Annotated in this window: 18 protein-coding genes; 10 read left to right on the top strand and 8 right to left on the bottom strand. The window is 39.3% G+C overall.

The genetic code is table 11. From position 1 onward, the window contains the following. The first annotated feature begins 201 nt into the window (after positions 1-201). Complete coding sequence (metE, locus tag H5180_RS10830) at positions 202-2,475, top strand: 5-methyltetrahydropteroyltriglutamate--homocysteine S-methyltransferase (RefSeq protein ID WP_182734936.1); 2,274 nt, start codon at positions 202-204, stop codon at positions 2,473-2,475. Between the two features lie 39 nt (positions 2,476-2,514). On the opposite strand, the gene H5180_RS10825 is transcribed toward metE, so the two are convergent. Continuing rightward, positions 2,515-2,661: a DUF2897 family protein gene (locus H5180_RS10825; RefSeq protein ID WP_145241011.1), complete on the bottom strand. Its 147-nt coding sequence runs from the start codon at positions 2,659-2,661 to the stop codon at positions 2,515-2,517. 54 nt (positions 2,662-2,715) lie between these two features. Then, positions 2,716-3,258, bottom strand: a complete 543-nt coding sequence (locus H5180_RS10820) for an acyloxyacyl hydrolase (protein WP_145241009.1) — start codon at positions 3,256-3,258, stop codon at positions 2,716-2,718. A gap of 238 nt (positions 3,259-3,496) precedes the next feature. Between H5180_RS10820 and H5180_RS10815 the strand changes: the two genes are divergently transcribed. Beyond that, the gene (locus tag H5180_RS10815; RefSeq protein WP_145241007.1) at positions 3,497-4,093 is read left to right on the top strand and encodes a phospholipid-binding protein MlaC; all 597 of its coding nucleotides are present in this window, start codon (positions 3,497-3,499) and stop codon (positions 4,091-4,093) included. 260 nt (positions 4,094-4,353) lie between these two features. Further along, entirely contained in the window at positions 4,354-5,691 is a 1,338-nt protein-coding gene (locus tag H5180_RS10810; protein ID WP_182758209.1) for an ankyrin repeat domain-containing protein, read from the top strand. Positions 5,692-5,822: 131 nt separating this feature from the next. Here H5180_RS10810 and H5180_RS10805 read toward each other — a convergent pair whose 3' ends face one another. Genes H5180_RS10805 through H5180_RS10785 form a run of 5 tightly spaced genes read right to left on the bottom strand, consistent with a single transcriptional unit; the run spans position 5,823 to position 9,367 of the window. Then, on the bottom strand, positions 5,823-6,287 hold the full coding sequence (locus H5180_RS10805; RefSeq protein ID WP_145241003.1) for a DUF2069 domain-containing protein: 465 nt from the start codon (positions 6,285-6,287) through the stop codon (positions 5,823-5,825). Continuing rightward, entirely contained in the window at positions 6,284-6,838 is a 555-nt protein-coding gene (wrbA, locus tag H5180_RS10800) for an NAD(P)H:quinone oxidoreductase (protein ID WP_145241001.1), read from the bottom strand. The genes H5180_RS10805 and wrbA overlap by 4 nt, the downstream gene beginning before the upstream one ends. Continuing rightward, positions 6,838-7,185 carry an arsenate reductase (glutaredoxin) gene (arsC, locus tag H5180_RS10795; RefSeq protein WP_145240999.1) on the bottom strand — a complete coding sequence of 116 codons (348 nt, stop codon included), beginning with the start codon at positions 7,183-7,185 and terminating at the stop codon, positions 6,838-6,840. Before arsC ends, wrbA begins: the two co-directional genes overlap by 1 nt. 54 nt (positions 7,186-7,239) lie before the next feature. Further along, on the bottom strand, positions 7,240-8,700 hold the full coding sequence (locus H5180_RS10790) for a M48 family metalloprotease (protein ID WP_145240997.1): 1,461 nt from the start codon (positions 8,698-8,700) through the stop codon (positions 7,240-7,242). 1 nt (position 8,701) lies between these two features. Further along, a complete protein-coding gene (locus tag H5180_RS10785; protein ID WP_145240995.1) occupies positions 8,702-9,367 on the bottom strand; it encodes a hypothetical protein in 666 nt (221 codons plus the stop codon). 136 nt (positions 9,368-9,503) lie between these two features. Between H5180_RS10785 and H5180_RS23605 the strand changes: the two genes are divergently transcribed. From H5180_RS23605 to H5180_RS10775, 3 genes are all read left to right on the top strand, one after another. Next, positions 9,504-9,722 carry a hypothetical protein gene (locus H5180_RS23605; protein ID WP_145240993.1) on the top strand — a complete coding sequence of 73 codons (219 nt, stop codon included), beginning with the start codon at positions 9,504-9,506 and terminating at the stop codon, positions 9,720-9,722. Beyond that, complete coding sequence (locus H5180_RS10780) at positions 9,715-10,788, top strand: AI-2E family transporter (RefSeq protein ID WP_182758208.1); 1,074 nt, start codon at positions 9,715-9,717, stop codon at positions 10,786-10,788. The genes H5180_RS23605 and H5180_RS10780 overlap by 8 nt, the downstream gene beginning before the upstream one ends. 178 nt (positions 10,789-10,966) lie before the next feature. Continuing rightward, positions 10,967-13,216: an aminotransferase class V-fold PLP-dependent enzyme gene (locus tag H5180_RS10775; protein WP_145240990.1), complete on the top strand. Its 2,250-nt coding sequence runs from the start codon at positions 10,967-10,969 to the stop codon at positions 13,214-13,216. Between the two features lie 81 nt (positions 13,217-13,297). On the opposite strand, the gene H5180_RS10770 is transcribed toward H5180_RS10775, so the two are convergent. Beyond that, the gene (locus H5180_RS10770; RefSeq protein WP_145240987.1) at positions 13,298-14,326 is read right to left on the bottom strand and encodes a LacI family DNA-binding transcriptional regulator; all 1,029 of its coding nucleotides are present in this window, start codon (positions 14,324-14,326) and stop codon (positions 13,298-13,300) included. A gap of 349 nt (positions 14,327-14,675) precedes the next feature. On the opposite strand from H5180_RS10770, the gene pgi reads away from it, so the two are divergent. The 4 genes from pgi to H5180_RS10750 all read left to right on the top strand — a co-directional run bounded on the left by pgi (position 14,676) and on the right by H5180_RS10750 (position 22,475). Then, on the top strand, positions 14,676-16,322 hold the full coding sequence (gene pgi, locus H5180_RS10765) for a glucose-6-phosphate isomerase (RefSeq protein WP_145240985.1): 1,647 nt from the start codon (positions 14,676-14,678) through the stop codon (positions 16,320-16,322). A gap of 301 nt (positions 16,323-16,623) precedes the next feature. Further along, on the top strand, positions 16,624-18,096 hold the full coding sequence (gene zwf, locus H5180_RS10760) for a glucose-6-phosphate dehydrogenase (RefSeq protein ID WP_145240983.1): 1,473 nt from the start codon (positions 16,624-16,626) through the stop codon (positions 18,094-18,096). A 2-nt stretch (positions 18,097-18,098) separates the two neighbouring features. Continuing rightward, a complete protein-coding gene (pgl, locus tag H5180_RS10755; protein ID WP_145240981.1) occupies positions 18,099-18,809 on the top strand; it encodes a 6-phosphogluconolactonase in 711 nt (236 codons plus the stop codon). Between the two features lie 1,014 nt (positions 18,810-19,823). Next, a complete protein-coding gene (locus H5180_RS10750; protein WP_182732318.1) occupies positions 19,824-22,475 on the top strand; it encodes a TonB-dependent receptor in 2,652 nt (883 codons plus the stop codon). The last annotated feature ends 7 nt before the right edge of the window (positions 22,476-22,482 follow it).

Below are 22,482 nucleotides of genomic sequence, written 5' to 3'. Positions count from 1 at the left end.
TATAAACCCAATTTTTTTACGTGAAATTTACAAATATACTATAGCATTATGTTTGACAGCGTTGTCATTATATTTTTTGAGTTTGCAAAAAAATATTTCCATGAATTTACCTCAAGTTGAAACTGAGGAAGCATCAATTGTTTGATGTCAGGTATAGGTTTATGGTTTTAGCTATCTAAACAGCTGGAAGGGAATTTCAACATGGCACAATTACATAACTTAGGTTTTCCTCGCATAGGTAGAAAGCGTGAACTAAAATTTGCAGTAGAATCATACTGGGCTGGTAAAATCAGCCAAGCGCAGTTGCTTGAACAAGGTAAGACGATCCGCGCAGAAAATTGGGCTCTTCAAGCAGATGCTGGGATTGATTTATTACCGGTAGGTGACTTTGCTTGGTATGACCATGTGTTATCTACCTCTTTATTGATTGGCGCAGTGCCCAAGCGTCATCAAAAAGCGGATGGTAGCATTGATCTTGATACATTATTTCGTATTGGGCGTGGTCGCGCACCAAGCGGTTGTTCATGTGCAGCAAGCGAAATGACAAAGTGGTTTAATACTAATTATCATTACATAGTTCCAGAGCTAACTCATGATCAGCAGTTTCAACTAACCTGGACTGAGTTATTCGAGCAAGTTACTCAAGCACAAGCATTGGGGCACAATGCAAAAGTAGTATTGGTCGGCCCAGTCACTTATCTTTACTTAGCAAAATGTGCAGGTGAGGAGTTTGATAAACTTAGCTTACTTGAAAAACTATTAGCTGTTTATCAACACGTGTTCGCTAAATTAGCGCAGCAAGGGATTGAATGGGTACAGGTTGATGAGCCTATATTAGGTTTAGAGCTGACAGAAGATTATCAAGAGGCATTAAAAACAAGCTTTCGTGCACTTGCAGGTCAAGGCGTGAAGTTGTTACTTGCTAGTTATTTTGACTCAGTCACTGCCTACTTTGATGATATTGCAGGTTACCCCGTTGATGGCGTACATTTTGATTGTGTTGCAACAAATGTTGATGTTGCAAAACTAGATATATTATTAAGTACAGATCAAGTTTTATCATTAGGCGTAGTAAATGGCCGTAATATTTGGCGTACTGATTTAGAGGTTGTATTTAATAGCATAAAAGACATTGCGCTAAAGCGCGGTGATAATCTATGGCTTGCTCCATCTTGTTCTTTACTGCATACACCGGTTGATTTAGAGCAAGAAGAAAAGCTCGATGATGAGCTTTGTTCATGGCTTGCATTTGCAAAACAAAAAGGCCAAGAGTTGTCATTATTAAAAGCGGCGCTTGAAAGCAATGATAGCAGTGAGCTCGTTGCTTATTCAGCACCTATTAAAGCACGCTTAACCTCTACTCGTGTAAATAATACAGCTGTACAAAAGCGTGTAACTGCACTCACCGCAAAAGATGGTAAGCGTAATCATGCATTTTCTCAACGTATTGAAAAACAACATGCAGCACTTAATTTACCGCTACTGCCGACCACCACGATAGGATCATTTCCACAAACTCAAGTAATTCGTCAAGCACGCCGTGATTATAAAGCCGGTGAATTATCTGCGGATGATTATCAAAGGCAAATGAAAGCAGAAATTCGTTACGCTGTTGAAGAGCAAGAGGCGCTTGATTTAGATGTGTTAGTGCACGGCGAAGCGGAGCGTAATGACATGGTTGAATACTTTGCTGAACTATTAGAAGGCTTTGCTTTTACCCAGTTTGGTTGGGTGCAAAGCTACGGCTCGCGATGTGTGAAACCACCTGTAATTTGGGGGGATGTATCACGTGAACAAGCGATGACGGTTCAGTGGACAAAATACGCACAGTCGCTGACGAGTAAGAAAATGAAAGGCATGCTAACAGGTCCTGTAACTATTCTGTTTTGGTCATTCATTCGTGATGATTTAGACAAACCCACCATCGCTAATCAAATTGCACTTGCGTTACGTGATGAAGTGGTCGATTTACAAAATGCCGGTATTGATATTATTCAAATTGATGAACCTGCATTTCGTGAAGGTATGCCGCTTAAATGTAGCCAATGGCAAGCATATTTAGAATGGGCAGCGTATGCATTTAGGGTCTCAGCAAGCGGTGTGAAAGATGAAACACAAATTCATACTCACATGTGTTACGCCGAATTTAACGGTATTATTGCCGCGATTGCAGATATGGATGCCGATGTGATCACCATTGAAACCTCACGTTCTAACATGGAACTACTTGAAGCATTTGAGAATTTTGATTATCCAAATGATATTGGTCCAGGTGTATATGATATTCACACTCCGAATGTACCGGATATTGCATGGATGAAAACGTTGATCCATAAAGCCGCACGAAAAATACCGGTTGCGCGTTTATGGGTAAACCCGGACTGTGGTTTGAAAACCCGTGGTTGGGAAGAAACGCGACAAGCTCTTGATAATATGGTTAAAGCAACCAAAGAGCTGCGTGAGGAGCTGCAGTAAAGAACATCTCCTACGATGTAAAGCCCTAACAAAACTTAGTTAGGGCTTTTTTTGTTGCTCTGATTTTAGTTCATCTTCATCGGTTGGTTTTTTAAAATCCATTTTTGCTGAGTGTTTGATCAGCAAAATATTACCGATAATGATTGCCAACACTAAGATGATGATGAGTATATGCCAAATTTGCATGGTGATCTCTAATGAGTCATTTATAAGTACTCAGTGTAGCAAAGATTTCTAGGGTTAAAAACGTCTAGAAAACGACAGCGAAATAAAATCAAGACCTGGGTTTGGTCTTTTAAACCCTGCATTTGAATAGTGTAAATAACGCACCGCAGCTTTGGTTTTTCCAAAATCAGCAATAAAGCCTAGTCGGTCTTCAAACTGGTAGTGGGTACTCACATTTTTGCCGGCGAAGTGAGTGTCATTGACTAATGAAATTCCTATGCCGGCTTCGAAATACAGAGGAATACCGCGCACTGAGCTGATCAGATGTTGAAATACCGGGGACATTGCAAGGACAACATTTGTCTGATGGCTATTATCTGCGCCGTATTCCCAAATATTAATACTTGATTCTAAGTAAATATGGGTATTTTCAATTAATGATTGTAGTGCCGGAGCATGGTATTGGTATGCCAATTTTAAGCCTTTAACATCACCTTCCCCCTGAATGTAATCAATGGCATAGCCATGAGGGGAAAGTGTATAGGGCGCACCATAAGATAGTCTGCTGAACATGGAAATAGATAATAAAATCAATACAGTTAATGTTTTAAATAACATGGTAAAGCTCTTTAGATGAAAACGTTATTTACAAAATAAGGGCGTGGGGGAGGCTAATTCAAGTGGCATAAATTCACAGACTCTGTGTGTTATTGCATGAGCTTAGCTAACAATATGAAATAAAAAGATTAAATCAATTGATGCCATGCAGGCACTAATAAGGTGCTATTTTGAGGCTTTTTAATCTCTTATGAACAGCGTAAATTACGCTACAAGATTTACTTAGGACTTATCAACAATGATTTCACTTGGTCGTTATTTATTATTAATCGCGCTAGTTTTTAGTGCTTCCTTGTTTGCGCAAACACAACAGTCACCTAATCAGTTATTAACTCAGGTAGGCGATCAGCTGTTTAGTGAAATTGGCAAAATAAACAGCCAAGGCACAGCGAGTAAAAGTGACATGGCACACATTGTTGATCAGTATTTAATGCCTAATATAGATGTTAAATTTGTTTCCTATAAATTATTAGGTAAGCACATTAAAGGTATCGATCGCCAACAAGCGACTGCATTTATAAGTGCAGTGGAGCATTACTTAACCACTACCTATGCTAGTGCATTAATGAAATATACCGGGCAAGAAATAAAATTCGAAGAGAGTAACGATGCTGCAGAGGGTGAGTTTGCCACGGTTAAGACGCAAATTATTGCAGATAATGCGCCAACGATTGACTTACACTTTAAGCTTCGCCAAGGTAAAGATGGTAGCTGGAAAGTATATGATATTGTCGCTGAAGGTATTTCGTTACTCAGTGCAAAGCAAAAAGAAGTTATTCAACGAATTTCAGAAGTTGGCCTTGACCAAGTGACAGCTGAGCTTAACAGTAAGTAATCATTTCCAAGTAAGTCTCCAACCTAAAGCACCATGCAGTGTTAACTGCATGGTGCTTTGTTATTTTCTTTTAAAATCACACGGTTTGGCTATAGCGTGTGGTTTTGGGTATGCTAGAATAAGCGCTTACATACCCACTGGTATCACTAATTTACTGGGGTACTTAAAATTATATTAAGCGCAGTGTCAGTTTGTAGTTGTTAAACTCTTTTACTGACCTTTGTACCGAGCAAGATAGACACTGGAGTTGTGTTTTTTTAATGGAAAATGTACTTATTTGGCCTAAAGAATACCCGTTATTAGTCAAAGGACTTATTGAGCAAAACGGTGCATTTATTTTAGACGCTTTAGAAGCATGGCCGGCTTGTCGCTCGACTGAAGAAGACAATGGCGTGTGTACCACTGTGCTACCGCCTATCTATTATTTAACCTGGTTAACTCCCCTTGAGCCATTTGAAGAGTGTTTTTTCCAACATATCTGTGAATATGATGAAGCCGCTCAACAGTATATTTCGGCAGCTAAAGATTACTATTTTGATAACGAGTATAGCCCAGAGAGTTTAGTGCTATTACTTTGCCAACGCCTTGAAAAATATGCAGCTGTAGCGTCACAAACAACGATAGAAACACCCGTTACGTTATTATCTCAGTTATTCTCAAAACGCTATTTTACAATCATCGAGTATGCGCTCAATGCGGGCAGTAAAATGAGTGCTGAAGATGCTTTGGCACTGTGGAAAGAAGTTGATTTTCGTGAACGTTTTAGCACCTTTATACCTGACTCAATCGATGACGTTAATGCGTTAAGTGAATTAGCGGCGAAAAAAGTTGCTGGTGGAAAGGATTATTTCACCTTATTGACCCAAGTATCACCAGATGTTGACTCAGTGGTGCTATTAGAACAAGCACTGTTGGCGCATTTGCGTTTTGACACAGCTAAACAAACGATGGCGATGCGTTTTATAGAGCAAGGTGCAACAGGCACGTTGGCGGATGAAAATGGTAAAACGGCCTTTATGTGGGCAGTTGAAAAAGGGTTTGTTAATTTAGTACAAACCTTATTAGATAAACAAGATAAAAAACAACGTGATGCCCTTGGTAACAGTGCTTTACATTATGCGGTACTAGCAAAAAATGAACCTTTGATGGTGCTATTATTGAAGTCTGGCTATGACTTTCGTGTTCGTAACTGTGATGGCTTAAGTTGTTATCGTTTAGCAGTGAGTGTTGAAGCCAGTCAGTTAGTGAAATGCTTAGAGCGTGATTTTGGTATTAAAGAATTATCGCCGGATGGACAATTTTCGCGGATCAAAAAAGTTCACGCCTTACATGCCATCGTGACTTTATTGTTGCCGCTACAGTTGTTTTTCTTTTTTGATGATACACTTGCGATTAAAAGTGAGTTGACGCTTTGCTTGACTATATTAGCTATAGTTTGCTTCTTTTTTGCAATGAGTTTGAAGCGCTGCGCTTTATACCCGCATATTAAACACCCATGGGGGTTATTTGTACTGCGTTGTTGCTCATTGATCAGTTTAGTTGGGCAGCTAGGCTTAGCAAGTATTGTGGCATTGGCAACGTTAAGTGAAGTTGTTTAAGCTTCTTGCATGCACCGTAGACAAAAACGCGCTAATTAAGCGCGTTTTTTAGTTGTTATACCAATCGTGTTAAGTTACTGACCATTTAGCTCGCTAGAATGGTTAAATATTTAAGTCGTTTGGTATTAACTTTAGTCTTTTTTATTAAATTCATGAGCCGCTTTTTCTGTTGCTAACTCATCTTTTAGTTTTTGAATTTTTAGTCCCAGCTCTTGACCGCGGTGACGTGCATAATAAGTACAACCAATAAACATCATACTGGCGAACAGCAGCTCTAAAACGACCCATATTAGTTGTTCTTGTGCGACCCACAGTAGGGTAAAACCGTGAATAAAATAAAACATAACGATAAAGTTTGCCCACGCATACGTATAAGGTTTATCTTGAATGATGCCTTTTAGCGGCAGTAAAAGCGGCAGAATATACACAACAAAAATAAATCCATTGCTATGACCTTCTCTAGGCTCTAATAAAAACAACCAAAGTGGCATCAGCAGTAACAAGCCAATATAACCAATTATTGCAATACGTTGAAAACGGATAGTGATAGCCTTTTTCGGCGTCAGTTGTGGGTTTAAATCGCTGTGCGATGTCATTGTAATTTTCTCGTAATTTTAACTAAGCGTTGGCCAACGCTTTGGCAAATTTTAATTTCGTCTTTACTTAATTGCGCGCTATTTTGTGCACCAGCAACATGGCTTGCACCATAGGGAGTGCCACCGGTTTGTGTGGCAAGTAACTCAGGTACTTCATACGGCACACCCATTAACAGCATACCGTGGTGTAATAACGGCAGTGACAAATTAAGCAACGTTGCTTCATTGCCACCATGCATGCTACTTGATGATGAGAATACACAGGCTGGTTTATCTATTAATTGCCCTTTTAACCATAAGTCGCTGGTGGTTTCCCAAAAAGCTTTGGCTTGTGAGGCCATCATACCAAAGCGAGTAGGGGTGCCAAATGCTAACCCATCACACTGGATTAAGTCATCTTTGCTGATCACAATATCGTGAGGTTCTCTTGCTACAAAGGTTCTTAGCAGTGCAGTACCGCCTTGGCATTCAATCGACTCTGCAATCTCATGTGCCATGGCTGCAACAGAGCCGTGACTTGAATGATACAACACAACAATAGTGACGCTCATTAAAGTACGCTTAGTACGTTTTCTGGTGGGCGACCCAGAGCGGCTTTATTGTCATTTACCACAATAGGGCGCTCAATTAATTTTGGATTGCTAACCATGGCTGCAATGAGTACGTTTTCATCATGCTCATTTTTAAGGTCTAGGTCTTTGTAAATATCTTCTTTAGTGCGCATTAGTTCACGAACTGAAGAAAACCCTAACTGTTTAACTAAAATGCTGATTTGCTCATGATTCAGTGGAGTTTTTAAGTATTCGATTATCTCTGGCTGAATCGATTTTTGTTCAAGTAGAGCTAATGTTTCACGCGATTTTGAACAACGTGGATTATGAAAAATAGTAACAGACATAGTAACAATCCAATTAGATAAAGTAAGGCTATTTTAGGGCAAGCAGCACCAGACTTAAAGTCTTGCGAGCTCTTTTTGCATTTGTCGGTATTGCGTTAACAATGCTTTGAGACGTTGTTGTTTAATTAGCTCTTGCGGTTCTACAAAGTTGAGTGCTTTTTGTACTTCGTCAGCGGCTTTTAAGTAGGCGCCGTATTGTGCAAGAACGTCGGCATTTGCTTCATGATAAGCGGCTAAGTTATCTTGCTTTTTATAGGCATCTGCAAGAAGTTGCATGCCTAAATTATGTTCAGGTTTTTCGAGTAAAAATGATTTTAATATTTGCACTGCAACATCGTATTGCTCAGCTTCAAGTGCTGCATTGGCAAGGTTTAAGGTAATAACTTGATTGTTAGGACGATTTTCATGCAATGCGGCTAAAAATTTTACTGCCTCGGCGGCTTTTTTTTGTGCTATCAGTAGATCAGTATGCGTATCAATGTAGAATAAATTTTTAGGATCAGACTTTAAAAGTTCGTCTAAAATAGGCGCCGCTTCATCGAGCTTTTTTTGATCCAATAAACTAATACCCAAGCCATAATTAAGCGCTGTTTTATTATAAAAACTGTTTTCACGTATTAGCTTTCTAAAGAAATTTTCAGCTGCTTCTGGTGTTTGGTGGTAGCGAGCAATCACGCGGCTTTTGGCAAGATTAAATTCTAAGCTATCCGGAAGTTGGCGTTTTTCAAATTGCTGTGCACGCAAGCGCACATCAGACACGCGGCTCTCAGGTAATGGGTGAGTAAGTAAAAAGGCCGGTGGCTTGTATTTATAACGAATTTGCGCAGCAAGTTTGGTTAAGAATTCACTGGATGCGTATGGGTCAAATCCTGCATTATTGAGTGTTTGCATACCAATTCGATCGGCTTCTTGCTCAGCTGAACGGCTGTGAGTGAGTTGACTAAATGCGCTTTGTGTTTGACTAGCTGAGATAATCGCGATACCGGCATCTGGTGACACAACTGATGCTAAAATACCGGCAATCATACCGGCAATAGTGAGGGCGCTGTTATCTTGTTGTTGTTGCATGCGACGTGCAAGATGGCGCTGGGTAACGTGGGCAATTTCGTGACCAAGTACTGAGGCAAACTGACTTTCGTTATCGGACTGTGCAATTAAACCGGTGTGTACCCCAACATGGCCACCATAAAAAGCAAATGCGTTTATTTCCGGATTGTTGATCCAAAAAAATGAAAACGGAAAGCGAACATCATTTGCATTAGCAACCAGCTTGTGGCCGATCGTTGTTAAATACTCATCAAGCACAGGATCATTAACAACCGGTGATGAGCCACGAATTTGCATCATCATTACTTTCCCGATTGCTTGCTCTTTTTCTAGAGGCAAAGCTTGCAATGCTGAAGTACCAAGATCGGGTAATGTAAAATTAGTTTGTGCCTTTAATGGCTCACTTACCAGCACACTAAAAGTTAAAAGTGTAGTGAGTAATGTAATAAAGGCTGATTTAAGCTGCATTTTATTCCTTGTTATGATCTTCACCTAGCATGAGTTTAGCAATGTCAATTTCATCACTGCATGCTCTGCTATCTCGTTCGCACAATTGATACAATTCTTTGATTGTGACCCCATCTAGCTTTACAACGTTCAATTCTCGTTGTAAAAAACTAATGATTTTATGTACTACTTTGTGCGCATGAAGAATAAGTGCTTTATCTGCTTTGTCACCACGCTCAAAGTAAAAGCCAATAAACTTATGTAATTGATTAATCCGAATCAAACTTTTCATTGACACTGGATCCCACTCGTTAAACTCTATAAAGCGGTTATCTTTTACGTATTTATCTATTGTAACGTCTTTTGCATAAGGCAGTGCCCATAATTCAAAGCCCCGGTCGGTAAATACTTGGTGCAGCGCAATTCTTGGCTTGTTTTCACAATATATCTCTCCAAGAGCGTCTTCATGACCTCCGAGTAAATCGAGGTTCCAATTGCGCCTATCAATTATTTTTTTTACGGCATTATCAAAACCATGTTCTAATATCCCCTCTGACTCGCTCACTGATGAGGCGACAAGGTGATAGAAGGGCGGAAGTTCGCCCCAGTTTATTTGTTTTTTATACCAGTTAATTTCTTTAAGAGTTGGATTACTCGGTAGTTGCGCTTTATTATGCGTGCCAGACATTAACTTATCCTTACTACTAACTATGCTATAAGGATAAACTATTGCGATGCGTGTTTTAAGAAAAAGTTACATTTGTTATTAACAACGCTGACAAAGACCGTATTATTATTCATTTTTATAGGGCAGATAATTGGTTATGCTAGAGCAAGACTTGCGCGGATTCAAATGTCCGCAGCAATTTATCCAGTTTAAGTTGACTTTACGCCAAGCTTTAGCAACTGCGCAACCGATAAAGTTTACATTATTAGTGGATCAACCAACTCAAGATATGGAGCGCTTTTTGCTAAAAAATCATTATCCGTACAAATTAGATCAACAACGTGGGTTGTTAATCGTGGAGCTAAATCGTGTTTGAATATGTAAAAATTTGGTACGAAAGGAAGTTTTCAGATCCACATTCAGTAACTCTATTGTTTTTATTACTCGCTTTAATGGCGATGTTTTATTTCTTTGGTGCACTTATTGTACCTGTTTTGATTGCTTTAGTGATTGCTTATCTGCTTGATTGGCCGGTTGCGCATTTAGAGCGTTTTGGCTTACACCGCTTTACTGCCACTATTATTGTGATGTTAATTTTTTCAGGGGTGATGCTGACCTTAGTGATCGGCATGGGTCCAATACTGTGGCAGCAAGCAAGTAATTTAGTGCAAGAAAGCCCGCACATGATAGAACAGGGAAAATCTTTTCTACTGCACTTGCCTGAGCAATACCCCAGTTTAATTAATGCAGAGCAAGTACAATCAGTGGTCAGCAGCGTTGAAGCCAAAGCAATTGAGTTTGGCCAAGTACTATTGTCGGTCTCGTTGACATCATTAAAAGATGTAGTGGCGTGGTTGATCTATCTTATTTTAGTGCCATTACTGGTGTTCTTTATGCTCAAAGATAAGCTGGAGTTGATCAGAAGTGCAGAAAAACTCGTTCCAAAACAAAGACGCTTAATCCTGCAGGTATGGCACGAAATGAACCAACAAATCATGAATTATATTCGTGGTAAGGTGTTTGAAATTTTGATTGTAGGCTCAGTATCGTTTATCGCGTTCACTATTTTTGATTTACGTTATGCAGCGCTATTGGGCGTATTAGTGGGTTTATCAGTATTGATCCCTTTTGTGGGTGCGGCACTTGTTACCATACCGGTTGCGGCCGTGGCATTATTTCAATTTGGTTTAGAAACCCAGTTTTGGACCATACTGATCATCTACGGCATTATTCAAGCATTAGATGGTAATGTGCTGGTGCCGTTACTATTTTCTGAAGCGGTTGATCTGAACCCGGTATTTATTATTGTTGCGGTACTGTTTTTTGGTGGCTTATGGGGTTTTTGGGGCGTGTTTTTTGCAATTCCACTAGCGTCATTGGTAAAAGCCTTACTCAATGCTTGGTCAACGAAACAAGAAGAACAACTGATTGAGCATAGCTAACACGAACTTTGGTTAATTAGCTTTATACCTAAATCACCTGAAGATTTAGGTATTTTGGGTATAGTATCAAATGGTATAGAAAACGCACCTGAGAGACTAATTGATTCTTACGCGGCCCATTAATTTTATGTAGAATGGGTTATAAGATATATCTTTTAGTAATATGGTGCGTTTTTTAATGTCTGATTTAATATTACCTACTGACTCATCGTCACAAATTTACCTTGATGCAAACGCAACAACACCGGTGCTACCTTGTATTGCAGAGGTTGTTTCGCATACTATGCAAATCTGCTTTGGTAACCCTTCTTCTTCACACATTACCGGTATTCAAGCTAAACACTTATTAGAGCAAACACGTCAAAAAGCACGTGATGTGATAGGTGCACAGCAGGGGGATATTTTATTCACTTCTGGGGCTACCGAAGGAATTCAAACAGCTGTCGTGTCTACGCTCATAGCAGCTAAAGATCATGCTAAACCAAATCCAGTATTACTGTATGGCGCGACTGAACATAAAGCAGTACCTAATACATTAATACATTGGAATGCCGTATTGGGTATAAACGCAACCGTGCTTGCGATCCCGGTATCGAGTGATGGCCTTTTAGATTTAGATTTTATTGCTCAACACGCTGGTGATGCACTGATGATTTGTACCATGGCGGTTAACAATGAAACCGGTGTTTATCAAGATTTAAAAGCGATTGAAAAGGTAATACGAGCACATAACACGGAAGTTGCGTGGATGGTGGATTGCGTACAAGCGCTAGGGAAAACCGCATTGGCCCTTAGTGATACAACGATTGACTACGCGCCATTTTCAGGCCATAAACTTTACGCGCCGAAAGGTATAGGCGTGTTGTATATTCGTCAAGGCAGTGCTTATACGCCATTTATTGCCGGTGGTGGTCAAGAAAGTGGCATGCGCTCCGGTACTGAAAACCTGCCAGGTATAGCAGGTCTTAACAAACTGTTTTGTTTATTGCTGGATAAAACAAACGATACGTTTAAATCAATAGATGTGTTAAACGGCTATCGTGAACAATTACATCAGGCTTTAGTAGATACCTTTGGTAATATAACCTTTAATCATACTTTTGCATTGTCAGTACCAACAACGTTAAATTTTGCTGTTGATGAACTCAGTAGTAAAGAAGTGATGGATTTGTTCGATGCGGCAGGTATTCGTATCAGTGGTGGCTCAGCCTGTAGCTCAGGCGCAAATCGTAGTTTTGTGTTAGATGCCATGGGCGTGAGTGATTGGCGTAGTGAAAATGCAATACGTTTATCATTTGGACCGGCGACAACACAGGCTGAAATAACCACTGCCTGTGCGCGTATTCGTTCACTTAAACCAATATTACAAGCTAATTGTTTGGTGGTTTCAGATTCGTCATCACCACAGCAAGAAGCGTGTGCATTAGGGTTAACACAATTTAGACATCAAGGTGCGTGTTGTTGGTTGTATGTCAGTCAAGATAAACAAGCAGTGATCATTGACCCAATTATTGAGCTTATCCCGCGGCTTGAAAAAATAGTACACACACAAAATTTAACGGTAGCAGCCATTTTAGACACACATGCCCATCAAGAGCGATGCTGTGCGACTACATTGTTGGCTCAGGCCTTAAAATTCAGTTTGCAAGACGAGCATGAATTGGGGTGGCCAGTGCAGCAAACGAGTATTGCATTACCTGAATGCACCATTGAGCGCTTAGCAACACCCGGGCACAGCCAAGATAGTGTTAGTTATTTATTGCGGTGTAACAACTCTCAACAAGTGCTATTTTGCTTTTGCGGTGATTTGCTGCTGCCTGCTGGGCTTGGTAATACTGCAATTGACGGTGGGGATGCGTTAGCTATGGCACACTCATTACGTCAACTATCAACATGCTTAGCAGAGTCGACAGTTATTTGTTCTGGTCATGACTACCAGCAATGTTTTGCTATTAATTGGCAAGTTCAACAGCAGCAAACGCCGTTATTGCATGCATTATTGAACAATGAACTAAGTGATACTGAATTTGCTAACAACAAGCAGCGCAGCGATGAAGATAATTTATGTAAATTTGCAACTTTGTGTGGTTATGCTGACAGTTTAAAATACAGTAGAGCTTACGAACTGAACGCCGTGCAAGCAAAAGATATGTTAACTGCAAGCGATGTATATTTAATTGATACCCGTGAACCATATGAACATGGGGCAAACAATATTCCTCAGTTATTTGCAGTTAGCCCCGCGCGAGTGATGAATATTCCGCTAAGTAGAATGGCAAATGCATTAGTGGACAGGCAATTGAGCCCACAGGGTAAGTATATTTTACTTTGTCGCAGTGGTAATCGTTCAAAACAAGCGGCAACTAACTTATCTCAGCTTGGCTTTACTGACGTGTATAATCTCAGCGGTGGAATGGCACTGTTATAATAACAGGGCAGAAGACTGGCAATTGACTGATAATAAATAAGGCGCTTATAGCGCCTTATTTATTATCAGTGAAGGCTGTAGCTACTGTTTAGGACCTGAACTTTCACGGATCACAATTGACGGTGTAAATGATGTGATGATGTCTTTATCTTGGTTACGAGCACCGCGAGTTTTGGTAAATAATAACCGTGCTGCATGTTGAGAGATAACATCGTTTGCTTGATGAGCGGTAGTTAACTTTGGCCATGTCTGACGGGAGAAAGGAGAATCCTCAAAGCCAGTAATAGATAACTGTTCAGGAATGGCAATACCCATTAAGCGTGACGCAAATAGAGCGCCAGCGGCCATTTCATCATTGCCACCTAATATAGCAGTAATAGCCAAGGTGTTATTCTCTGCTAACAAATGCTTTGCACCTTCAACACCCGACTCAAACGAATATTTACCATCGTAAATAAAGCGTTTATCAAATTCTTTATGATGATCTGCCAGCGCTGCTTTATAACCTTCAAGGCGTTCAGACGTCGATTTATGTTCTTTATCGCCACAGATAAAGCCAATATTTTCATGTCCATGAGTTAAAAGGTGAGTGGTGATCTCATACGCGGCTTTATAATCGTTAACATAAATACAGGTGTCTTGATCATCATCTGATGGTCGCCCAGATAACACCCTAACGTAATGAATATTTAACTCATCGAGTAAATTGGTGATGCTACTTTGCTCTGATAATGGCGGTGTAAGCACAAGCCCAGCTAAGCGAGAGCGCTTTATCATGGTGATAAATTCATCTTTCATGTTTGCATCTGTATAAGTGCATGGATGGATCACCAATTCATAGCCTTCGTCTTTACAGCGAGAAAGCACACCATTTTGCATATCAATCACATAATACGCATTAGGATTGTCATAAACTAAGCCTACCGTAAATGATGACGTACCAGCTAGGTTTCGTGCTGCAAGATTTGGCTGATAGTTCAGCTCTTTTACAGCATCCATGACTGTATCGTAAGTTTTTTTACGAACAGATGGTTCTTTATTTATTACCCGTGAAACCGTTTTCATCGAAACCCCGGCGAGCCTCGCTACATCATTTATAGTTACTTTCATAGAGTTACTTTTAGGTTATTGTTTTAGTGTTGTCATGGTCCTGATAAGAATACACCTAAGTAGACTTAACAAACGTGTTATTCATTATTTCTTCATCAAGACCAGTTAGTGTATCTAATGTTCAGTAAAATTAGCAGTAAAATAATTGAGATAATTTTTATGATACCGGTGTCAAATGAGTAAAAGTGCGTTATTATCTCGATTGTAAAATATAAAAGTAGCTTGTTGACAGCGTTGTCATTCTAACTTATGGTTAATTTTCCTTGTAAGTTAATACGCTATCAGTTCACTTTATTAATATAAAGATAGTTATAAATCAGTTTGTTGCAAGTTTAAGGGGATGTTAAAAATGAGTTGTCGTTCACAGTTAGCTAGTTGGCAAGCATTAAAAATAAGTGCAAATAAGATGAAGGAAGTTCATCTTAAAGATTTATTTGCCAATGACAGCACGCGATTCGAGCAATTTTCGACTCAGATCCCAGGTGTTTTATTTGATTATTCAAAACAATTGATTGATAACAGTGTGATGACACAGTTACTGTCTTTAGCACAAGAGTGCGATATCGCTAACTGGCGAGATAAAATGTTCAGCGGTGAAAAAATTAATATCACCGAAGATAGAGCCGTGCTTCATACTGCACTTCGTAACCGTAGTGCATCATCATTAGTTGTAGATGGCGAGAATGTAAGTTCGGTGGTTAACGCTGAATTACAAAAAATTAAGTTGTTCGTTGAAAAAGTACGTAGCGGGAAATGGTTAGGTTATACCGGTAAAGCCGTGAAAGATGTTGTGAGCATTGGTGTTGGTGGTTCAAACTTAGGCCCACAAATGGCCACTGAAGCACTAAAAAGCTATGCAGATGACTCATTAAAAGTACATTACGTTTCAAATGTTGATGGCGTACAAATTGCGTCAGTATTGAAAGACATCGATCCTGAAACAACTTTGTTTGTGATTTCGTCAAAAACCTTTACTACATCTGAAACCATGACCAATGCAAAAACCGCCGTTGCATGGTTTTTAGAGTCAGCCGATGACAAGCAAGCTATTGCTAAGCACTTTGTAGCAGTGAGCACTAATTTAGAAAAAACGGCAGCGTTTGGTATTGCTGATGAAAACGTATTCACAATGTGGGATTGGGTAGGTGGTCGCTTTTCATTATGGAGTGCGATAGGCTTACCAATTGCATTGTATTTAGGCTTTGATGCATTTGAAGCGATTCTTGAAGGCGCTTTTGAAGTTGATGAACACTTTAAAACGGCCGAATTTGCAGAAAATGTACCATTATTAATGGCTTTGTTGAGCGTATGGAATACCAGCTTTTTAGGTTTCGACTCACAGGTTATTTTACCTTACGATCAAGCATTACACATGTTGCCAGCTTATTTGCAGCAAGGTGAAATGGAAAGTAATGGTAAGCACGTTAATTTTGCGGGTAATACCGTACCGTATACTACAGTGCCAATTATTTGGGGTATGACCGGCATTAATGGTCAACATGCTTTTTATCAGTGTTTGCACCAAGGCAATGTGATTGTACCGGCTGATTTTATTGCCTCTATTAAACCTCAGGTTAATATTGGTCAGCATCACGACATTTTATTATCGAACTTTTTTGCACAAACAGAAGCGATGATGATGGGGGTTGATGCAGAGCAAGTTCGCGCTGATTTAACCGCAAAAGGTAAATCAGAGGCTGAAATAGCCGCGCTAATTGATCATAAAATCCACCGTGGGAACCGTCCTACAACATCAATGCTGTTAGATACGGTTGATGCAAAAACGGTTGGTCGCTTAATTGCCTTATATGAGCATAAAATTTTCTGCCAAGGCATCATTTTAGAGATCTGTTCTTTCGATCAATGGGGTGTTGAGCTCGGTAAAGGCTTAGCCTCAAAAATTGAAGCTGAGTTACTGGATGATAATATAAACCATCCACATGATAGTTCGACAAATGGCTTAATGAGCTATTATAAACAACGTCGAGCGCAATAAAAAATTCGTACAGCAGATACACATCTGCTGTGCAACCAAATACCTTTGAACGGGTAGCGCTGGAGTTCTTAGGGCCTGTATATTTGTGAGAGGATATACAGAGCCCCTAAGACTCATTTAATTACCAGTTTGAAATGAATACAGCTGAATCAATATTCAGCGATAAAACAAGCGAATTCAACAGGCTTTTTCTCGAGTACGATGCCAAAAAGCTGACATCAACTAAACAACAAGAATGTATGCCCGCACTATCAATAGTGGATAGTCGACAACGGGGCATAGCAAACGTAGAGAGTAAATTATGCTAAATCCTTTTGATATTGTAATTTTTGGGGGCGGTGGTGATCTTGCATTACGCAAATTATTACCTGCAATGTATCGCGCATATCAAGAAGGCAACCTTCCACAAGGTTCGCGTATTTTACCGACGGTTCGTGAAGAAAGTAAACGTGCGGAATACATAGAAACAGCTCATCAAGCACTAAAAGAATTTTTAGGTAAAGGTGAGTTTAATGCCAAAGATTGGAAAGCTTTTTCAGCGTGCTTGGTGCCAGTAGTCACGAATGTAACCGAAGCAGACGATGATTGGGATAAATTAAAAACAATACTAGATGAGCATGATGCAGACAAATCTCGGGTGTTCTATTTATCACTTCCACCTGCGGTATATGGTAGCTGCTGTGAAATACTGTCTAGCAAAGGTCTGATCACTGCTACATCACGTGTCGTTGTTGAAAAACCAATTGGTTATTGCGGTAATTCAGCAGAAGAGATCAATGCAAAAATTGCTGAATATTTTAGCGAAGAGCAAATCTTCCGTATTGATCATTACTTAGGTAAAGAAACGGTACAAAACTTAATGGCACTGCGTTTTTCAAATTCATTATTTGAAAATATGTGGGATGCTAAATCAATCGATAATATTCAAATCAGTTTATCTGAAACTGTTGGCCTTGAAAGCCGTGCTGGTTTTTATGATAAAGCCGGCGCTTTACGTGACATGGTGCAAAACCATTTATTACAATTGTTATGTTTAGTCGCGATGGAATCACCAAATAAACTTAATGCAAACAGCATTCGCACCGAAAAGCTGAAAGTATTAGAATCATTGCGCCCACTTGTTGCAACGGATGTAGATGACAACATCATTCGTGGTCAATATGTACCCGGTGATTTGGATGGCAAAATTGTCCCAGGTTACTTAGAAGAGTTAAATGAAGGTTCAAGTAAAACAGAAACATTTGTTGCTATTCGTGCTCATATTGATAACTGGCGTTGGGCGGGCGTGCCATTTTACCTTCGTACAGGTAAACGTATGGCAAAACGTTGTGCCGAAATTGTCGTTGAATACAAAAAAGTATCACACAATGTTTACGGTGATAATGTTGGCAATATTGAACCAAACCGTTTGGTTATCCGCCTTCAGCCTGAAGAGACAATTCAATTAACCTTGATGTCAAAGCGTCTTGATAATTTAGAGATGCAATTAGAGCCGGTAACCATGAACATTGAACTATCGCAAGCTTATAGCAATGGTTTCCATTCAGATGCTTACAAGCGCTTGATGTTAGATGCGGCTGCAAATAATCCATCCCTGTTTATTCACCGTGATGAAGTACGTCAAGCTTGGAAATGGATTGACCCAATTATCGAGCGCTGGCAAGAAAAAGGTAAGCCTGCTTTATACCGTGCTGGTAGCTGGGGGCCTGATGATGCTGATGAACTATTAGCTGAAAATAACCATGTTTGGTTTAACACTGGCGATAAGGCATAACAATGGCAACCATCGTAGAGAAATTTTTTGATTCAAAAGATGCATTAACCGCTGAGTTATCTACAACACTTGAACAAAGTTTAGTCAGCGGTATTGAAGCTGATGGCCGTGCCGTACTGATGGTATCAGGTGGTTCATCACCTGCACCCGCTTATAAGCACTTATCTAATCTAGCATTAGATTGGGCAAAGATAGATGTTGCTATGGTTGATGAACGTTGGGTTGATGTAGCACATGAAAAAAGTAATGAAGCGTTTATTAAGAGCACGTTATTACAAAATCATGGCGCGGCAGCTAACTTCATTACTATGAAAAATAATGCCGAGACTGCGCAACAGGGTAGTGCAGAATGTGAAGCTGCGTACCAACAACTGAAACGTCCATTTGATGTTACTATATTAGGCATGGGACCGGATGGTCATACCGCTTCATTATTTCCACATGCGGGCGGTTTACAGCAAGGGCTTGAAACATCACAATTGGTATGTGCAATTAATGCTATTGAAAGTGAAGTAACAGGGAATATTACCGAACGTATGACGTTAACTTTAGCAGCGATTGCGCAGTCTAAAGTGGTTAAGTTACTGATCAGTGGAGAAGAAAAGCTTGCTGTATATAAAGCAGCAAAAGCCGGTGGAGATGAAAACGACATGCCACTACGTGCAGTTTTAAATCACCCAACAATAAATATTGAAGTTTATTGGGCTCCGTAACGACCCCAATCGACCCAAACTTTAAAATGCAGGCTATAAAGCCTGCATTTTTGTTTCTCTTCTAAATTTATCTGTATCGCACTTGCAAGATCTTTATTATTTTCGCTTATTTATTTTTATCGAAAACAACAGTTATACAATCGTGTTAAGTTACTGACCATTTATAGCTTCGCTAGAATGGTTAAATATTTAAGTCGATTGTTATTATATAACGCCCGGCAATTATTAAGTTTGGAGCGTAATGTGATCTATCTGTAAGTGACTTATCTTCACTAAATAACAAGCCTCACAAATAGTGTGAGTTAACTAGTTGTTTGTTGAAATGTGGCTACTTATGCCTACTTTATTAAAAACATGAGCATCTTAGTGGTTTAAAAAACTTCACTAACTACATTAAAAATTATCCATATAGAACAATTATATGAGTAATTTTCACGGTTCCTATAGCTCTCTAAAATTTTCAATGAAAAGGGTAGGCTATGGGGGAAAATAAAGGTAGACATTAATAGCGTAACTCTTTAAAATACAAAATGACAACGCTGTCATTGATATTGATAACTATTAATAAATTCCCCTTGATAAATTATTTGCCCTAATTTTTCTGCAATATTAATGTGAAAAGATGTGTTTTTGTTCATCCAGCTAAAGTTATATCTTTATCAGCAAATAAGCGAAATGTCATTTCTGTATAGTTGAAGTGGAACGTTTTTTTTACACTAAGACTTATCTAAAATCATAAAATTACCTAAAACAGTGCATTTGGTTTTCTCTTTTTGAACTTAACCATGCTATATTCCCGCCGTAAAACTGTAACAATTTATAAACTCTATTTTTTTAATCTATTAATATTCAATTGGTTAGCATTTTTATAGCTATTTTTTTGCACAAAACGGCTAAAAAGATGTAGCACAAATGTAATTTAGAGTGTATGGTTTGTTACTAGATGACAACGCTGTCATCATCACTGGGCAGAAGTGATAAATAAAACCAACAAAATGATTCAAGGGGAATCCTGTGTTAGCTAAAAATTTTAAAAAAAGCTTATTAGCAGTAAATATCGGTCTTGTAATGAGTGCCGGATTCACTGGTGCTGCATTCGCAGCTGATGAAGTAAAAGTTCAAGAAGACGTAGAAGTCATTGAGGTACGTGGTATTCGCGCTTCAGCTAAAGCTGATATTAACAATAAGCGTTTTGCAAATGCTGTTGTCGACTCCATTACTGCAGAAGATATTGGTAAATTCCCAGATAAAAACGTTGCTGAATCACTTTCACGTATTACAGGTGTTGGTGTTAGCCGTGAGTTTGGTGAAGGTGAAAAAATTACTGTTCGTGGTTCAGATCCGACTAAAAACCGTACTTTATTAAATGGTCAAAACGTAGGTACAGCAGATTGGTTTATACTTGATAACCCATCTCGTAGTTTCAACTTCACTATGCTACCTTCTTCACTTGTAAGTAGCCTTGAAGTATACAAATCACCAGAAGCCCGCTTAGATGAAGGTTCAATTGGTGGTACTGTTATTTTAAGAACTCGTAAACCACTCGATTTAGATTCTGGCACTACTCATATCACGTTACAGAGCCAGTACTCAGAATCATCAGAAGAACATGATCCATTAGTTGAAGGCTTTTATTCTTGGAAAAACGAAGACGAAAAGTTTGGTATTTTGATCTCAGGTTCAAAATCTGACCGTACAGTTCGTCGTGAAGGTTTTGAAGTACTAGGTTGGGATGCAAATTCAGCAGACGGTACTTATACTCCACGTACTATGGGCGTTCCTGTTTTCCGTCAAGATCGTGAAAGAACAACTTTCTTCAGTTCAATTCAGTTTGCACCTTCTGATGATTTTAGCGCAACATTAAACATCTTAGATTCGAAAATGGATGTTAATAACACTAACTCTAATTTCTTACTTATGAATCCTGGCGCAGGGGCTGACTTAACATACGTAGGCAGTAATGCAGTAAAAGGCACTGGTGGTACCGATGTTCGCTGGAACCACATCAACCGTATTTCAAAAACAGATACAAACTCAATTCACCTAGATGTTGACTTTGCAACTGATTCTTTCTCTATGAATGTTGAGTTAGGTACTACTGCAGCTGAAGGTGGTACTTTGAATGAAACATCATGGGAATATGGTGGACAAGGTGACTATAACTTCGATCTAACAGGCTCTACACCTACAGTAAATGCTGGGGTTGATGGTACTGATCCTTCTAAATTTAATGGTGGTTGGATTTGGGGTGGAAATAAACCAACAACTGATGATGAGTCATATGGACAAGTAGACTTTGATGTTCCTGTAGAGTTAGGTGCATTCACAGCTGTTAAATTTGGTGTGAAATATCGCGATCAAAAACGTACACAAGACAGAAATGCATATAGCTGGCATTGGGGTGTTGCAACTGATGGTACAAGCCCTAATTACATGGCCCAGATTTTGTCTTCGCAATGTGATACCTTAGCTAAATGTGATCTTGCGGTAGGTACTGATAGCGTTGGTGCCGATGTTGTTAACGGTGATATCACTCAACAATTAACCCATAACAGCGCTCAAATGATAGAACTTGGCTTAGGTCCAAATGCATCTTATGCTGTACATAAAAATTTAGGCGAGATCTTTGAGGTAGTTGAAAAGAAAACATCTTATTATGTACAAGGTGATTTTTCTGGCGATGATTACCGCGGTAATATCGGTATTCGTGTAGCGAGAACAGATCAAGACTCTTCAGGTTACTTATACTCTTCAGACTCTTTTAGTCTATTAACAGTTAAAAATCCAGGTGAAAATGCAGATTTAGCACCTGCGACACTAGAATGGGTTACTGAATCTCGCAGCTATACAGAGATTTTACCTAACTTTAACTTGTCATATGACTTAGCCGAAGACCAAATTGTCCGCCTTTCTGCTGCTAGAACAATGGCTCGTCCTAACTTCTTTGATATATCACCAATTACAGCGCCTGGTGATTTAGGTGAAACCAACCCTACAGCACAAGCCGGTAATCCTAATCTAGCTCCACAAATAGCAAATCAGTTTGATGCCGCTTGGGAGTTCTATTTTGATGATGCGTCATTATTCGCTGTAACGTTATTCTATAAAGATATTGAAAGTTATCAAACTACAGCTACATCTTCACAAGATTTTTATGATCAGCAAACTTCTAGCTGGGTTACAGCAACAGTTTCTCGTCCTGCAAATGGTGAAGGTGGTACTACAACAGGTTTAGAAGCATCACTTCAGTATGATTTAGGTAATGGTTTTGGTGTGTCTGCTAACTATACATACACAGATGCAAATAATGATGGCGAACGTGATGTAGCAAATCCTGGTTCAGGTTTAGTTATGGGCGCATCAGAAAATATGTTAAACGCTTCTGCATTTTATGAAAATGATATGTTTTCTGTTCGTGCAATGTATAACTATCGTACTAAATGGTACAAAGGACTTCATTCATCAGGTACAGAATTGTGGAATGATGACTACGGACAGTTAGATTTTAGTACTACTTATAATGTAACTGAAAATATTTCGGTTGTATTAGAAGCTATAAACTTAACTGATGAAAAAGTTGTTGAGTTCAACACTAGTGAAGATCGTGTACTATCTATCTACCAAAATGGTCGTAGATTCGTACTAGGTGCAAACTTCCGATTCTAATTGAACA

The sequence above is a fragment of the Pseudoalteromonas sp. SR41-4 genome, assembly GCF_014163985.1.
GTDB classification, from domain to species: Bacteria; Pseudomonadota; Gammaproteobacteria; order Enterobacterales; family Alteromonadaceae; genus Pseudoalteromonas; species Pseudoalteromonas rhizosphaerae.
Note: the sequence above shows the minus strand (reverse complement) of the source record. Positions and strands in the feature narration are given on the sequence as shown.